The following is a 15431-nucleotide window of genomic DNA, read 5'->3' as shown; positions in this document are numbered from 1 at the left end:
GGGGGCGCATGCGGTTGGGAGGCCGGTACGCCGAAACAGGACAACCCGACCGCTCCTTCCGGTGAAGCTGGGAGTGCCTTGACTCAGCGAACCACGGAAGGCGACCAGGCATGCTCTATGTACAGGGAGGCGACGGCGGACGGATCCGCCTTGATCTGCCAGATGTCGCTGTCGCCGTCGGCGCCTTCGCGCGCAAGGCCATAGAGGAGTGTTCCGTCATCGAGCCATTCAACCTGGTCGTCAACACTCCGCGGCTCTGCCAGAACAGATTCCTTGCCGCTGGCCAGGTCCAGGATCATGACCTTCCAATGCGTGGCCAGCGCCGTGCCGGTGTTCTTCTTGTAAGCCACACGGGTACCGTCGGGTGACACTGACGGGCATTCCACGCCGTCGTGGACGGCTGTGAGCGTCCTGGCCGAGAGGTTTCCCTTGACCAGCCAGATGCGCCCTGACGACGCAGCGGTGGCATAGAAGGCGTCAGGGTCTCCGGGCACGAAAGTCACGCCCCAGATATTGCGGTCCGCTGCCGTCACCCGTGCTCCGTTGACAAGGAGGGCGAAGTCTTCCAGGTTGCCGGTTCCGGCACTCCCGTCCGTCCGGCTGATGGAAGTCTCGGTCGAAAAGCCCGAGGCGCCGTATGAGTGGCCTGAAACGAACACGGTGGTGGAAACCATTGAGCCATCAGCACTCATCCGGGTTCGGCTGGGGATGCCGGGCAGTGCCCACCGGCCGGTTGCCTGCCACTCCCTGTCCAGCAGCACAGCCTCGAAATTTGTGACAAGACCCCGGTTGGTCTTCAGGCAGACGACGCCCCGCGCCGTCCCGTAAATCCGGTCGCAGGCCTCAGCCGCCAGGAACCGCTGACCGGAAGGTGCGTCGAGGGGAACAGTGCCGGCCATGCCGTATCCCTGCCCCGGAGCCGTGTTGCGGAAGAGCACGAACGAAGCGGCAGGAAGGGCCCCGCCGGAAGCCGCACTGACGGCGGATGCAGCCGAACGGCTTTCCTGGAAGCGCTGGAAGGCAACAACGGCGTATGTCCCGGCACCGGCAAGGACCAGTACAGTGATCGCCAACAGGATGATCCAGCGCTTCCTGCCTCCGGCCGGATTCAAGCCGACTGCCTCTGACGAATGCCCGCCCGGAGAATCAGCAACGAGGCCGGTACGGCGACGGCGAGGCAGCCGCCCACCACGAACATGGCCGTGGACGGACCAAGCGCAAACCACAGGACACCAAAGCCCGCAGAAGCGGCCATTCGACTGAGGGCAACGACTGTCTGGGCGGCGCCGATCCCCGTCGCCAGCTTCTCCGGCGGCGTGAGCTGGCTTGCCAGGGCGGCGAGGACGCCGTCCGTTGCGGCGTAGAAGGCACCGAGCAGGACCAGGCACCCCAGCGTAGGGCCCAGTCCGCCCAGCGGCACGGCGGCAAGGACATAGCACAGCAGGAGGGCGACATGCCCGGCCACGAAGACTTTTGCCTTCCCCCAACGGTCGGCCAGCCGGCCGAGCGGGATCGCAAGAACGAGGAAAACCACGTTCGTGCCCACATACAGCAGCGGGAACCACTGCACCGCAAATGAATCACGGTCCTGCAGGACAAGGTAAATGAACCCGTCCCCCACCGTCAGCAGTCCAAGCAGACCCGAAGCGACAAGCAGCCGGCCAAGTCCGGGCTCCCGCAACAGGCTCCAGCGGAAAACGAAGGAAGGGCGGCGCCGCGGTTCCCGTGCGGTCCCGGCGGATTTGGCAGTTTTCAGGTTGGGCACCACCAGGGCGAGTGTGGCGACCCCGATCACCGCAAAAGCAAGGGAAACCACGAAGAGGGTTCCGTATCCGTTCGGGATCAGCATAAGGATAAAGAACGCGAGCAGCGGACCGCTGGCAGCCCCGATGTTGTCCAGCATCCGGTGCACGCCGAAGTGCCGTGCCAGATACTCAGACTGGGCGGATACGGTGATGAGGGCATCGCGCGGGGCCGTGCGGATACCCTTGCCAATCCGGTCACCGGTAACGATCGCCGTCAGCGCCCAGAAGCCGCCGGCGAAGAGGAACCCTACCCTGGCCACCATGGACAGGCCGTAGCCTGCGAGGGCAATCCATTTCGGGTGTCCGCTCCGGTCCGCTGCCCAGCCCGCGGCGATTCTCACAATGGCGCTGGCCCCCTGGTTGATTCCGTCAAGAATTCCGAAGGCGATGGCGGACAGACCGAGAAATCCGGTGATGTAAAGGGGGAGGACGGCCGATACCGATTCGGAGGATATGTCGGTGAACATGCTGACGATCCCCAGCCAGAGAATGACAGGGGACAAACGGAAGGCCTGCTGCGGCAGTTGGGGATCGTTCGACGTTGGCTGCGCGTCCTTCTTGCCGCCGTTCCGATCCGAGACAGAAATGTACATGACCGCTACCCCGCCGTCGCGTGGAGGCTACCGAGCAGCGTAAACCGCGTACTGCCCGTTCCGGTTGTTGATGTGGTGAGGGTCAGCGAATCGCTGCCCCGAACGAAACGCACTGCCCGCCGCCCCTCGGCTGCCGGAGCGGCCTCAGACCAGAAGCCGACAGTCATGAGGCGCTGTTGGAAATGACCCACAACGGAGTCCCGGCTCAACTCAGAAATGGCGTCCGCTGTCACCTGAAGGACGGTGTCCGCAGCAGATACACCGGTGAAGACCACGATGGACTCATCCGGGAAAGGGAGAGCGGCAGCCGGGAAGCCATCGACGATTTTCCCTTGGGCGGACGCCGTGGCAGGTAGCGGCAGGCTGACCAGTGCAGCCGGCGGCGATGGCAGCGGAAGCCCTCTTGGGGCGTCGGACACAGGGGGAAGCACTTCCATTCGTGTGGACTCGGGTGCCGGGCTCTCCGTGGACTTTCCGGGAGAGGGATCTGTTCCGCCTGCGCCGCCCCCTTCCGCGCCCGATCCACCTCCGCCGGGTACCTCGGACGCCGCTCCGGATGGGCTACTGTCACCGGGACTGGCCGAGGCGCCGGGAACGGAGCCTGACTGAGCGGCCGCGCCGACATCCGGGGCCACCGCCATCTGATCCAGATAAACCGCAGTGCCGCCCAACGCTGCTGCAACACTCACCCCTACGATGACAAGCCTCTTGGCTATCATTGGGCCCCCGCCTCCCGTTCAGGCGTTGGAGACCAACGCATCTGCGCTACCGGCAGCCCCGACTGCCTTGGGCACAGTGTGTCACCTGTGACAAACAGTTCGGTAGAGTGGCGCTACCTGCTTTTTGGGACCTCTACCACCGGCCATTACGGGGGCGCGGCTGGCATACGGGGCAGGTGTAGGACGAGCGGTTCATGAACTGTTCGCGTTTCATGAGGCTCACGATTCCCGCCGCCGCACAGCGTCTACACTCCTGGTTTTCCCTGCCATAGGCGTTGAGGGACCGGTCGAAGTACCCGGAAGCGCCGTTGACGTTGACATATAGGGAGTCGAAGCTGGTGCCGCCGGCGGCAAGGGCGTCCAGCATCACTTCGCGGGCGGCTTCGAGAACCCTCAGTGCCTCGGCGCGGCGGAGCGTATCCGTGGGCCGCGCGTAGTGGAGCCGGGCCCTCCACAGGGCCTCGTCCGCGTAAATGTTGCCGATGCCTGAAACCAGTCCCTGGTCCAGGAGCGCGCGTTTGAGGCCCGTTTTCCGGATCCGCAGCCGGCGGTAAAAGGAATCGAAGGAGAAATGCGGGTCGAGCGGGTCCCGGGCGATGTGGGCGGCTTCCTCGGCAATGACCGGCGCCGGGAGTTCCCCTAGGCCGCCTGGTCCGCCGTCGGATGTCGGGATGAGCGACGTCACGAACAGGCCGCCGAAAATGCGCTGGTCCACAAACCTGAGCTGCTCCGGCATGCCTTCAGCCGGGCTGAGCCGCAGGCGGATTTTCAAGTGTTTCTCGTCCGGCACGCCGGCATCCTGCATCAGCAGTTGGCCGCTCATGCCCAAATGCGCCATCAGTGCCACGGCCGGTCGGACAGCCCCGGGCGGAAGGACCTCCAGGGGCTCCGGCTGCACGGCCTCGGCCTCCTCCAAGGGAAGCCAGAGGAACTTTCCGCGCCGCACCACGTCCAGGACCCGGGCGCCTTCGAGGTTGCCGGCAAAATCCTGCACGCCGAGAGCATGGCGGCGGATGGAGCGCGGGTCCAGGACGTCAACAGAGGTGATTGTCCTGCCGCGGACCCAACTCACAAGTCCGCGGCGGACAACTTCGACTTCCGGCAGTTCGGGCACTGAAGACCTAGCGGCCGGCTTCGGATTCCGCTGGAAGGCTTGGCGTCCCGGCAGCCGACAGCTTCCGCCAGGCGTCGGCGGCAGCTTCCTGCTCGGCTTCCTTCTTGGAGCGTCCCGCACCCTGTCCGTAGTCGGTCCCGCCGATCCGGAGCACAGCTTCAAAGGTCCGCGCATGGTCCGGGCCTGAACCCTCCACGGCGTAGTAGATGCTGCCCAGCTGGCGGCTGGCTGCCAACTCCTGGATGCTGGTTTTCCAGTCGGTTCCGGCGCCAAGTGCAGCGGCGTCCTGGAGCAGCGGTCCGATGAGCCGCATGACCAACTGGCGGGCCGTTTCGATGTCGTTGGACACGTAGGTGGCGCCGATGAGGGCCTCCATGGTGTCCGCCAGGATGGAGGACTTGTTCTTGCCGTCGGTGAGCTTTTCGCCCTGTCCGAGGTAGATGTAGTCACCGATGCCGAGGCTGCGGCCGATTCCGGCAAGTGCCCTGGTGCTGACAACGGCCGACCGCCGCTTCGCGAGGTCGCCTTCAGGCAATGCCGGGTTGTCGCGGTACAGCGCATCCGTCACGGAGAAACCCAGGATGGAATCGCCAAGGAACTCAAGGCGCTCGTTAGTGGGTATGCCGCCGTTTTCGTAGGCATATGAACGATGTGTCAGAGCAAGACGAAGCGTCCCGGCGTCAATAGAGACACCGAGACGCTTCAAAAGCTCTTCAGTTGAAGACGTCATTTTCAGCCAGTGGGCCGATTAGACGTCTGCGACCTTGCGGCCCTTGTACTCAAGGAACAGCGCAGTGCCAGCCGAGTCGGTAACGACCTTTGCCTGGTGCGGCAGGCTGTAGGTAACCTGGCCGTTCTCAACGGTCTTCACCAGGTGGGGGGCAGTTGCCTTCCACTGGGAGCGGCGGGCGCGGGTATTCGAGCGAGACATTTTCCGCTTCGGGACAGCCACGGCTAACTCATTTCTCTCTAGAAAAACACTTACAAATCAATTTTGCCGGTCAGGCTTAGCCAAGTCAGCTAGGGCGGCCCAGCGAGGATCTACGACCTCGTGGTGATGCCCCGGCTCGTCTTCCAGGCGTATTCCGCATTCGGAACAAAGGCCCTGGCAGTCTTCCCGGCACACCGGCTGGAACGGCAGCATGGTTACAACCGCGTCCCGCAACACCGGCTCAAGATCGATTAAATCGTGCTCGATTCGATATTGCTCTTCTTCGTCTTCTTCAGCGGAGAACTGGGCGCCCTCGTAGAAGAAAAGTTCTTGCACATTGACCTCAAGGTCATACGCAAGGGGATCCAGGCATCGGCCGCACTCGCCGGTTACTCCGACGAGAACGGTTCCTGATACCAGAATTCCTTCGTGTACGGCCTCCAGCCGCAGATCCAGCTCGATGTCCGAGCCTTCCTGCACGCCAATGAGCGCCACACCAAGATCCCTTGGTGCAGGTACATGTTCCGTCAGCGTCCGCATGCTCCCCGGACTGCGTCCGAGGTCCTTGACGTCGAACGCCAAGGGCGAACTAGCATCTCGTTTAATGAGAACTCCTGTTGAACATATGACCGACGTACTATCTTAGCCTGATCTCCCGGGCGGACTCAAACCGGGCGGACGCCGCACAGTCGAACACCGCGGGACAGGCAGGGAATGGGTCGCAGAACCGGCAGAGGCCGTTGCGTACTGGTCAAGCCTACCCTCTGCCGGGCTGGTCCGAAGACGACTCGCCCGCTAGAAGCCGTTTCAGCACGGACCTGGGCACATAGTCGGACACACTGCCGCCCAACGTGAAGACTTCCTTGATAAGCGTTGACGACAGGTGGAGGTAGTGGCCCTCGGTGGGAAGGAACACCGTTTCCACTCCGCTGAGCTGCCGGTTCATGGTTGCCATCGGGAGCTCATAGTCGAAGTCGGACGAGGAGCGGAGGCCCTTCACAATGGCGGATACACCCCGCTGCCTGCAGTATTCGGCCAGGAGCCCCTCCCCTACCGGCTCCACCACGATGCCGCGCAGCGACGCCAAGGTCTCGCGGGCCATGTCGATCCGCTCTTCCAGCGGGAAGCGGTACTTCTTGGCGTAGTTGGTTGACACGGCCACGATGACTTCGTCAAAGAGGCCCGCGGCCCTGGCGATGACTTCCAGGTGGCCGTTGTGGATCGGGTCGAAGGAGCCTGGGCATACGGCGCGTCTCATATTCCGAACCTACCGCATCCGCGGGCCGGGATAACATGACTGGATGCCCGAGTCGAACATTCCGTGCACCGCTGCAGTGGGCGCAGTTCTTGTCACAGCGCGGGCAGCGAACGCCGTAACCAACCGACAGGCAGGCAGACAGTGACCACATCAGTTCCGGCACCCTGGCAGCGGGCGGCAGCAGGAGCCAACCTGCTGGCAGCCAACGGTAACCTCGGCGTCACAATCTTCGAGGAAATGACCACCCTCGCGGTACGGACCGGTGCCATCAACCTGGGACAGGGTTTCCCGGATGAGGACGGCCCGGCAGAGATCAAGGCTGCTGCGCAGGCTGCAATTGCCGCCGGCGCCAACCAATATGCACCGGGCAAGGGAATCCTTCCCCTGCGGGAGGCCATCGCGGCGCACCAGGACCGGTTCTACGGGCTGACGCCGGACCCGGAGGCAGAGATCATCGTCACCACCGGCGCCACCGAAGCCATTGCAGCTTCACTGCTGGCACTCGTGGAACCCGGTGACGAAGTGCTCACCTTCGAACCGTTCTACGACTCCTACGGCGCCATGATCGGACTGGCGGGGGCCACGCATGTGACGGCGCCCCTGCTCGCTCCGGACTTCATGCCGGACATGGCGGCGCTGGAAGCCGCCTTCAGCGGCCGCACCAAGGTGGTGCTCATCAACAATCCGCACAACCCCACCGGCGCCGTCTTCCCGCGCGAGGTGCTTCAGCGCGTCGTCGAACTTGCCTCCCGGCACGACGCAGTGATCATCACGGATGAGGTCTACGAGCACCTGACGTTCGGCGAACGGCACATCCCCGTGGCTTCCCTCCCCGGTGCCGCCGGCAGGACCGTCACCATTTCCTCAGCGGGGAAAACATTCTCGTTTACAGGCTGGAAGATCGGCTGGCTGAGCGGGCCCGAACACCTGGTGGCCGCCATCCGGACAGTAAAGCAGTTCCTGAGCTACAGCTCCGGCACGCCGTTCCAGGGCGCCATCGCTGTTGGTCTTGGCCTTCCTGACGATTTCTACACCGGAATTTCCGAGACCCTCCGGCACAAGCGCGACATCCTCAGTGAGGGGCTGAAGGCCGCCGGCCTGGACGTCTTCACACCGCAGGGTACGTACTTCGTGAATGTGGACACGGCACCTCTGGGGATCTCCGACTCCGTTGACCTGGCCCGGAGGCTTCCGGAGCTCGTGGGGGTCGCCGCCATCCCGGTGCCCGTTTTCTGCCACCCCGAGGGCGCCGAGCGGACCCGCAGCCTGCTCCGCTTTGCCTTCTGCAAGAAGACCTCAGTCCTCGAAGAAGCCGCCGCCAGGCTCGCGACGCTTCGCGACAGGCTCTGACCATGGCGGCCCGGCCTGCGGCAGCGTCCCGCTATCTCCGGACAACCGGCCAGCATGCAGCCATCGAGCCGGATGCCTTTACCGAGGGAGCCTACGTTCTCAGCATCGGCGGGGCGGAGCAGTCCCACGTGAACCTCGCTGAGCCGGGCGAAATATTCTACGAGTACCTCCGCCGGATCGGGCACATCGTGGATCTGGCCGCCCCTGCCGGGGAGCCCGTCAGCGCCCTGCATCTTGGGGCCGGGGCGCTCACGCTGGCACGCTACATCCAGGCGACACGTCCGGGATCCGTGCAGTACGCCGTCGAGCTTGAGCGTGAGCTGCTTGACTTCGTCCTGCAGCAGCTGCCGATGCCCGACGGAACGGTGCTGCACACGGTGATCGGCGACGCCCGCGACGCGCTGGCGGAACTGCCCGCGGAACTGCGTTTCGACGTCGTCATCCTCGACATCTTTTCCGGACCGGAGGCGCCGGAGCATATCGCCTGCACCGAGTTCTACGCTGAAGCGGCGGCGAAGCTGACACCGCGTGGCGTGCTGATAGTAAACGTGGGCGACGAACCCGGGCTGACGCTGGTCCGAAGCCAGGTGGCAGCGCTGCGGCGGGCCATGAGCGGGGTGTCCGCGTTCGCCGAAGCCGGGATGTTCGCCGGCCGCTATCCCGGCAACATCATCCTCACCGGCACCCAGGGGCCGTGGCCTTCAGAATGGACTGACGTGCTGACCGCCCGAGGCCCGCACCCGGCGAGAGTGCTCGCCGGTGTGGACCTCGAGGCGTTGTCGGACTAGGACGGGCTCAGCCTTCGCCGCGGCCGCAGCAGGACCGCGACCGGGTTGCGGCTTGTCAGCTGCCGCCTCCCACGGGTTCAGCGAACCACAGCTTGGTCTCGCCGTATTTCTTCTCGGCGAACCGCTCCAGCGATGCCGGCCACGACGGCTCCGGGCTGCGGGAGGAACGCTCCACCACCACGACGGCGCTCTCCGCCAGGTAAGGCGACAGCTCTTCCAGCACCGCACCCATCGCGGGCTCATCCAGCGGATACGGCGGGTCCAGGAACACGAGGTCCCACAGCGTGCCCTGCACGGTCCGTTCCAGGAAGGACTCCACCCGGGACCGGTGCACGGATACGGCCTTGCGGCCAACTGCCCCGTTGACAAGGTCCGCATTACGCTGGCAAACCTCGCTGGCCTTGCCGTCGAATTCCACCAGGTCGACGGTTTCCGCCCCGCGGCTGGCGCTTTCCACGCCCAGGGAACCGGATCCCGCGTAAAGGTCAAGAACCCGGGCACCGGCCACCACGTTGAACGCCTCAAGCCGTGAGAAGAGGGCTTCCTTGACGCGGTCCGTAGTGGGACGGGTCATGGACCCCGGTACGCTGACCAGCGGAATCCCGCCTCCGGCGCCGGCAATGATGCGGCTCATGCCTGCACCGTCCCGCTGCTTGCAGCCATGCGCCAACTCCTAGCCACGCTCAAGGAACGCCTCCTTTTCGGGGTTCAAATACTCTTCTATTGCCTCCGCGAGTGCAGAATGCTCGGCCAGGCCGGGATCCCGGGCCACGATCCGCTGCGCATCCTGGCGCGCCTTCGAGATGACGGCCTCATGCTCCAGGACACGCAGCAGTTTGAGCGCGGACCGTCCGCCGGACTGTGATGCCCCCAGGATGTCGCCTTCACGGCGCAGCTTCAGGTCCTCCTGTGACAGCTCGAATCCGTCCGTCGTGGCCGCCACCGCGTCCAGCCTGCGGCGGCTGGGGTGGCCGGGTTCCAGCGTGGTGACCAGGAGGCAGGTACCGGGCAGGCCGCCGCGGCCCACCCGTCCCCGAAGCTGGTGCAGCTGCGAAATGCCGAACCTGTCGGCATCCAGGATCACCATGAGCGTGGCGTTGTGCACGTCGACGCCCACCTCGATCACAGTTGTGGACACCAGCAACTTGGTCTCATTGGCCGTGAAGGATGCCATGGTTGCTGACTTCAGGACAGGATCCTGCCTGCCGTGCAGCGGTGCCAAAGAAACGCCGGCCAGCGCGGGTTCATCGTTGAGGTGTTCGACGACGGCCGTGACTGACGCGAGCTCGCGGGCCGGTCCGTCACCTTCCAGCTCGGCGGCGGACGGCTCCGCTTCCCCGGGACTGAAGTCGCCGTCGTCGTCCTCGCCGATCTTGGGACACACCACATAAACCTGGTGTCCGGCGTCGATCTCCTCCCGGGACCGGGACCAGATGCGTCCGGCCCAGCCGGGATTTTCGGCCAGGCCAACGACGTGCGTGGAAATGGGGGCCCGGCCCGCCGGGAGCTCGTCCAGCACCGAGGTTTCCAGGTCGCCGAACACGGTCATGGCCACGGTCCTGGGAATGGGCGTGGCGGTCATGACCAGCAGGTGCGGCGGTTTGCTCGCTTTCGCGCGTAGGGCATCGCGTTGCTCAACTCCGAAGCGGTGCTGTTCATCCACGACGATCAGCCCGAGGTCGTAGAACGAGACGTTGTCGCTGAGTAGCGCGTGCGTCCCGATCACGATCCCGGCGGTGCCTGAGGCTGCGTCCAGCATGGCCTGCTTGCGGGCTGCAGTGGGCATGGAGCCGGTAAGCAATGTGACCTGCACGGAATCGGGACCCAATCCGCCCAGCAGGCCGTCGCGCGACAGCGGCCCCAGCGTCCGGCGGATGGATTCGAAGTGCTGGGCTGCCAGGACCTCGGTTGGCGCCAGCAGCGCGGCCTGTCCCCCGGCGTCAACCACCTGGAGTATGGCGCGCAGGGCAACGATGGTCTTGCCTGACCCCACCTCGCCCTGGAGGAGCCGGTTCATGGGGCTGTCCTGCGACAGCTCCTCCGCGAGTGTTTTTCCGACGGCAGACTGGCCGGCGGTGAGCGTGAAAGGCAGCTGACGGTCGAACGCGGCCAGGATGCCGGCTGTCACGGGCCTGCGGGCCGTGGCCTCCTCGGCGGCCAGCTGGGCGCGGCGCCGCGCGAGGGCTGACTGCAGGACCAGGGCTTCCTGGTACCGGAAGCGGTCCCTGGCCCGCTGCCAGTCGCCGGGCACCTCCGGGGAGTGGATCAGCCGGTACGCCTCTGCCGCCGGCAGGAACTTTTCCCGTGACGCGACCTCGGGCGGCAGAGGATCAGCCAGGGCGTCCAGGTCGGCCGTGTCCAGGAGGGTGGAGATCACTTTCTGGATGGACCAGCTGGTGAGTTTGGCCGTTGCCGGGTAGATCGGGATGGGCATGGCGGCGAGCTTCTCCGGGTCCATGCCCGGGGTGTCCGGGTCCTCGTCGAGCAGCTGGAAGTCGGGGTTGGTGAGGCTCAGGCTGCCGGCGTACCGTGTGACCTTGCCGGAGAACAGGGCCCGCCGCCCCGGGAGCAGCTCCGCCTTGGCGCGATAGCCATTGAAGAAGCTCACCTTCAGGGTGCCCGGGACGCCGGCCCCGGGAAGCCTGCCGACGTGCCCCTGGCTGTTGTGGTTCGTCCCGGAATCATCCGTAATGACGACGTCGGTGAGCGTGCCGCGGCGCGCCCGCATGGCCCGGGTGCTGTTGGAGACGACGCGCGCGATGAGCGTGACCTCTTCATCCAGCGGAACCTCGCTGATCGGGGTCAGCTCACCGCGGTTGAGGTAGCGGCGTGGAAAGTAGTTAAGCAGCCCGCCCACGGTGGTGATGCCCAGGTGTTTCTCGATGACGGCCGCGGACCGTTTGCCGATGCGCCGTTCCAGGCCGAGTTCGAGCTCAGTGTTCATGTCCGTTGGGGTCCCGCGGCAGGGCGAGCTGGCTGACCGAAATTTCCGTGGGTTCCCCGAGCGAACCGATCAGTGCCACTGCCGGTTCGGGGGCAGGAACGTGGACGTGCACGCGCCAGCGGTATTTTCCGTCGGAGTCCATGGCGCCGCCCACCTGGCTCATGATCACCGAATCCCCCATTTCGTCCAGCCGTTGGCGCAGCGTGGCCGCGTCCAGGGGCGACAGGCTGATGGTGCACATGACTTCCACGCCGTCGTCGTCGGGCATGCTGGTATGGATATGCGGGTCCTGGACGTCGTAGCCGTGCAGACCGTCCAGCAGTTCGCTTTGGAGTTCTTCACCCAGCACTGCCGAGCGCAGGCAGTCCAGGATCAGCAGCATCCCCACCCCACCCGCGTCAACCACATGGGCTTCGTGCAGGGCAGCCAGCTGGTCCTCAGTCCGGACCACTGCTTCGAGCGCCGCCTCAACAGCTGCGTCCAGGGCGAGGCCCAGTGCGTGGTTGCTGTCGTCGCCGTTCTGGTCGGCGTCCACCGCCGCTGCGGCCCGCGCAGCCGCCTCCATGACGGAGAGCATGGTCCCCGGAACGGGGTCGCTCAGGGCGGACCAGGCCCGGATCTGGGCCCGGTTCAGTGCAGCCGCCAGCAGCGGCGAGCTGAGGCGGGTATGGCCGGCCAAAGGTTCGGCAGCGGCGCACAAAAACACCGAAAACAAGGTTCCGGAGTTGCCGCGAGCCTGTTCCATGGCCGCCTGGCCGGCCCGGGCAAGCACTGCCCCGACGTCCTGCTGGCTGTGGCTGCCGGCGGACCGGTTCGCCGTCCCGGGGTCCTGCGGTGCTGCCGGGCTGCTGAGGGCCTGCGCAGCGGCACGGACCGTCAGGTACAGGTTGGTGCCGGTATCGCCGTCGGCCACCGGAAAGATGTTTATCGCGTTGAGCCGGTCGCTGTGGTTCCCGAGCGCTGTTTCGGCCTTGCCCAACCACCGCTTCATCGCTTGCGCGTTGGCGGCAATCTTAGTCTGCAAAGTGATCCCATCCCACAGTGTCCGCGGGCCGGCCCGCTATCTTGACGCCAGTGCTTTCCATCGGTGCAAGGGCTTCTACTGAGCCTATCGCAGCGAAACCCGGAGGCAGCTGTACGTCCGCGGGAAATGTGGCGAGGAGTCCATGATCTTCCCCGCCGCCGAGCACCCATTCCATGGCATCCCCGCCCACGGCGTCGGCAGCTGCAGACAAAGGCCCGGTGAGATGCTTCAGCACAGCCGGATCCAGGTCCAGGACGACGCCGCTCGCCGCGGCCAGGCGGCTGCCGTCACGGATCAGTCCGTCGGAAATATCCATCATTGCCGAGGCTCCGGCCGCGAGCGCTGACGGCCCTGCAGCCAGTGGCGGAAGAGGGCGGCATTGCCTGTCCATGATGGTGCGCTGCTCAGGCGTCAGAAGGTTGACGCCCGGCCCGGCTTCGAGCAGGGCAAGGCCGGCCGCTGCCTGCCCCACCGTTCCGGCCAGGGCCACGGTATGGCCCGGGCGGGCACCGGACCGCAGTACCGCTTCCCGGCCGTCCAGCGTTCCCAGGATGGCCACGGTAACGGACAGTTCCCGGCCCCGGCCCAGGTCCCCGCCGGCAACCGAACAGCCGGCAGCGCCGAGGTCGCGGATGGCGTGGGAAAGGCCGTCCGCGAAGTCCTCCACCCAGGAGACCGCCGTTTCCGGCGGCAGGGTCAGGCTCACCACCATCGACGTGGACCGCGCGCCCATGGCGTTGATGTCGCTGAGGTTCTGTGCCGCGGCCTTCCAGCCGACGTCGAAACCGGTGGTCCGGTAACCATTGCGCCACACCAGCCGGAAATCCTGGTCCTGCACCTGCGTGTCGATGCTCACCACCGTCCTCCCGTCCGGGGCGGCCACAATGGCGGCATCGTCCCCGGGCCCAAGCAGGAGCGCCGAGCCCTTTGCGGGTCCGCTGTTGAGGCGCGGAAAGATCCTGGCCAGGAGCTCGGACTCGGAAAGTCCGGCGACAGTAAGGTGAGTTTCAGGCACAGCACTACGCTACAGTCAGGGACCGACATCCGTTCCCCGGACCCCGCGCTGACCCGCCGGCATCCGGCCGACGCCGACGGTCCGGTCAGCGTCCGTCCGGCACGCCGGCGCGGGATAGGCTTAAAACATGCACCAGTTCCGCTCCCCGGCTTCCATCAGTTCGCTTCGACTGCCGGCAACGGCGGCGGCCGTGGTGCTTGCCCTCAGCGCCTGCGCCCCAGCGGTGGATGTATCGCCGGCCAAGGATGCGGCCAATCCCGCCTGCGCCCCCATGATGGTTGCACTTCCGGACACCATGGGTGATGCCGGGCTGCGCAAGACCAACAGCCAGGCAACCGCGGCCTGGGGCGATCCGTCCAAGGTCATCCTGCGCTGCGGGGTCAACGTACCCGGCCCCACCACCGACCGCTGCGTCAGCGTCAACGGCATCGACTGGGTCATCAAGGAAGGCGACCCCGTGTGGACGCTGACGACATTCGGCCGCGAGCCGGCCACGGAGATCCTCATGGACCCGGACCAGATCAGTTCCGCGACCGTGCTGGCGGAACTGTCCGCCGCTGCCGGGAAGATCAAGGCCACGAGGAACTGCGTGGGCCAGGAAGAACTCCAGAACCTGCCCACCGGTCAGTAGCCCGGCAGGGTTCCCTGGCCGAAGCGGAGCATGGTTAGGGTGCTGCCGGTGGGCCCACGCCGGCAGGGTTCCCTGGCCGAAGCGGAGCGAGGTTAGGGTGCCGGTGGGGACTAGCGCAGCCCGGTCTTGCGGTGCAGCGCCAGAGAGATGAGTTCGTCGATCAGGTCCGCATAACTGAGTCCGGAGGCGGCCCACATCTGCGGATACATGCTCTTGGGTGTGAAGCCGGGCATGGTGTTGATCTCGTTGATGATCAGCTCACCGTCGGGAGTGTAGAAGAAGTCCACCCTGCTGAGGCCCTCCGCCCCCACGGCATCGAACGCCGCGGCGGCAAGCTCGCGGACCCGGGCGATTGCTTCCTCGGGGATGTCGGCCGGGCAACTGAGCGAGGCGGCGTCGTCCTCCACGTATTTGGCATTGAAGTCGTAGAACTCATGCTCGCCCGGTGCCACTGCAATCTCGCCCGGCATTGAGGTCCGCGGGCTGTCGGTGCCGCGCCCTTCGAGGACGGCGCACTCGATTTCGCGGCCCACGATTCCGGCTTCGATCACGAGTTTGAGGTCATGTTCACGGGCAGCCTCGATGGCCGCGTCCAGGCCTTCCAGGGAGTCCACCTTGGAGATTCCCATGGAAGAGCCCGCCCGGGCAGGCTTGACGAACACGGGGTAGCCCAGCAGGTCAACGCGTTTGCGGACTGACTCGGGGTCCGTGATCCACTGGCGGTCGGTCACGGCGATGTAGGGGCCCACCTGCAGGCCGGCGGCTTCGAAGACCACCTTCATGTAGTGCTTGTCCATGCCCACCGCGGACGCGAGAACGCCGGCACCCACGTAGCGTGTGTCCGAGAGTTCCAGCAAGCCCTGGATGGTGCCGTCCTCGCCGAACGGTCCATGGAGCAGGGGGAAGACAACGTCCACGGAGCCAAGCTCCTGCGGAACTTCGTTCGGGGAGGCGACAATCAGCTGGTGTTCGCCGCCAATTTCCGCGAGTGTGACTGTCTGGTCTGACGGCGCCACTTCAGGGAGTGAGGTGGCCGAGAGGGACCACTGCCGGGTGTCCCCCGAGGCGAGGACCCACTGCCCGGTCTTGGCTATACCGATGGGGATGACATCGTACTTGTCGTAGTCGATGGCGCCGAGCACGCCCGCAGCGGTCACGCAACTGACGGCATGCTCACTCGAGCGGCCCCCAAACAAAACGGCAACGCGTGGTTTAGCGTGGCCGGCACCGGTGTTCTTGTTCAATTGTTCTTCCGACAC

At 65.6% G+C, this 15431-nt stretch carries 16 protein-coding genes; 3 read left to right on the top strand and 13 right to left on the bottom strand.

Translation table 11 applies throughout. The features are described 5' to 3' along the window. Window positions 1–83: 83 nt before the first annotated feature. The 8 genes from J2805_RS11665 to coaD form a co-directional block, all read right to left on the bottom strand. Window positions 84–1112: a TolB family protein gene (locus J2805_RS11665; protein WP_309976248.1), complete on the bottom strand. Its 1029-nt coding sequence runs from the start codon at window positions 1110–1112 to the stop codon at window positions 84–86. Next, window positions 1109–2398, bottom strand: a complete 1290-nt coding sequence (locus J2805_RS11660) for an MFS transporter (RefSeq protein WP_309976246.1) — start codon at window positions 2396–2398, stop codon at window positions 1109–1111. Before J2805_RS11660 ends, J2805_RS11665 begins: the two co-directional genes overlap by 4 nt. A gap of 5 nt (window positions 2399–2403) precedes the next feature. Beyond that, entirely contained in the window at window positions 2404–2835 is a 432-nt protein-coding gene (locus tag J2805_RS11655; RefSeq protein ID WP_309976244.1) for a hypothetical protein, read from the bottom strand. A gap of 415 nt (window positions 2836–3250) precedes the next feature. Then, window positions 3251–4231 carry a bifunctional DNA-formamidopyrimidine glycosylase/DNA-(apurinic or apyrimidinic site) lyase gene (mutM, locus tag J2805_RS11650; RefSeq protein WP_309976241.1) on the bottom strand — a complete coding sequence of 327 codons (981 nt, stop codon included), beginning with the start codon at window positions 4229–4231 and terminating at the stop codon, window positions 3251–3253. A gap of 7 nt (window positions 4232–4238) precedes the next feature. Next, window positions 4239–4961 carry a ribonuclease III gene (gene rnc, locus J2805_RS11645; RefSeq protein ID WP_104175399.1) on the bottom strand — a complete coding sequence of 241 codons (723 nt, stop codon included), beginning with the start codon at window positions 4959–4961 and terminating at the stop codon, window positions 4239–4241. Between the two features lie 18 nt (window positions 4962–4979). Continuing rightward, a complete protein-coding gene (gene rpmF / locus J2805_RS11640) occupies window positions 4980–5183 on the bottom strand; it encodes a 50S ribosomal protein L32 (RefSeq protein WP_009356569.1) in 204 nt (67 codons plus the stop codon). A 36-nt stretch (window positions 5184–5219) separates the two neighbouring features. Then, window positions 5220–5744: a YceD family protein gene (locus J2805_RS11635; RefSeq protein ID WP_309976229.1), complete on the bottom strand. Its 525-nt coding sequence runs from the start codon at window positions 5742–5744 to the stop codon at window positions 5220–5222. Window positions 5745–5919: 175 nt separating this feature from the next. Next, window positions 5920–6420: a pantetheine-phosphate adenylyltransferase gene (coaD, locus tag J2805_RS11630; protein ID WP_309976227.1), complete on the bottom strand. Its 501-nt coding sequence runs from the start codon at window positions 6418–6420 to the stop codon at window positions 5920–5922. Between the two features lie 141 nt (window positions 6421–6561). Between coaD and J2805_RS11625 the strand changes: the two genes are divergently transcribed. After that, a complete protein-coding gene (locus tag J2805_RS11625) occupies window positions 6562–7770 on the top strand; it encodes an aminotransferase class I/II-fold pyridoxal phosphate-dependent enzyme (protein ID WP_309976225.1) in 1209 nt (402 codons plus the stop codon). Between the two features lie 2 nt (window positions 7771–7772). Continuing rightward, window positions 7773–8558 carry a spermidine synthase gene (locus tag J2805_RS11620; protein WP_309976224.1) on the top strand — a complete coding sequence of 262 codons (786 nt, stop codon included), beginning with the start codon at window positions 7773–7775 and terminating at the stop codon, window positions 8556–8558. A gap of 55 nt (window positions 8559–8613) precedes the next feature. On the opposite strand, the gene rsmD is transcribed toward J2805_RS11620, so the two are convergent. Genes rsmD through thiL form a run of 4 tightly spaced genes read right to left on the bottom strand, consistent with a single transcriptional unit; the run spans window position 8614 to window position 13541 of the window. Beyond that, window positions 8614–9192, bottom strand: a complete 579-nt coding sequence (rsmD, locus tag J2805_RS11615; protein WP_309976222.1) for a 16S rRNA (guanine(966)-N(2))-methyltransferase RsmD — start codon at window positions 9190–9192, stop codon at window positions 8614–8616. 39 nt (window positions 9193–9231) lie between these two features. Next, window positions 9232–11502: an ATP-dependent DNA helicase RecG gene (locus J2805_RS11610; protein ID WP_309976220.1), complete on the bottom strand. Its 2271-nt coding sequence runs from the start codon at window positions 11500–11502 to the stop codon at window positions 9232–9234. Then, window positions 11492–12493 (bottom strand): DAK2 domain-containing protein, encoded by a 1002-nt coding sequence (locus tag J2805_RS11605; protein ID WP_309976331.1) that lies wholly within the window; start codon window positions 12491–12493, stop codon window positions 11492–11494. Before J2805_RS11605 ends, J2805_RS11610 begins: the two co-directional genes overlap by 11 nt. Before the next feature lie 22 nt (window positions 12494–12515). Beyond that, complete coding sequence (thiL, locus tag J2805_RS11600) at window positions 12516–13541, bottom strand: thiamine-phosphate kinase (RefSeq protein WP_309976218.1); 1026 nt, start codon at window positions 13539–13541, stop codon at window positions 12516–12518. A 127-nt stretch (window positions 13542–13668) separates the two neighbouring features. Between thiL and J2805_RS11595 the strand changes: the two genes are divergently transcribed. Further along, complete coding sequence (locus J2805_RS11595; protein WP_309976216.1) at window positions 13669–14172, top strand: DUF3515 domain-containing protein; 504 nt, start codon at window positions 13669–13671, stop codon at window positions 14170–14172. A 110-nt stretch (window positions 14173–14282) separates the two neighbouring features. Here J2805_RS11595 and J2805_RS11590 read toward each other — a convergent pair whose 3' ends face one another. Further along, a complete protein-coding gene (locus J2805_RS11590) occupies window positions 14283–15431 on the bottom strand; it encodes a D-alanine--D-alanine ligase family protein (protein ID WP_309976213.1) in 1149 nt (382 codons plus the stop codon).

Source organism: Arthrobacter oryzae, from assembly GCF_031454875.1.
Classification (GTDB): domain Bacteria; phylum Actinomycetota; class Actinomycetes; order Actinomycetales; family Micrococcaceae; genus Arthrobacter; species Arthrobacter oryzae_D.
This window is presented reverse-complemented; position numbering and strand designations above follow the sequence as displayed.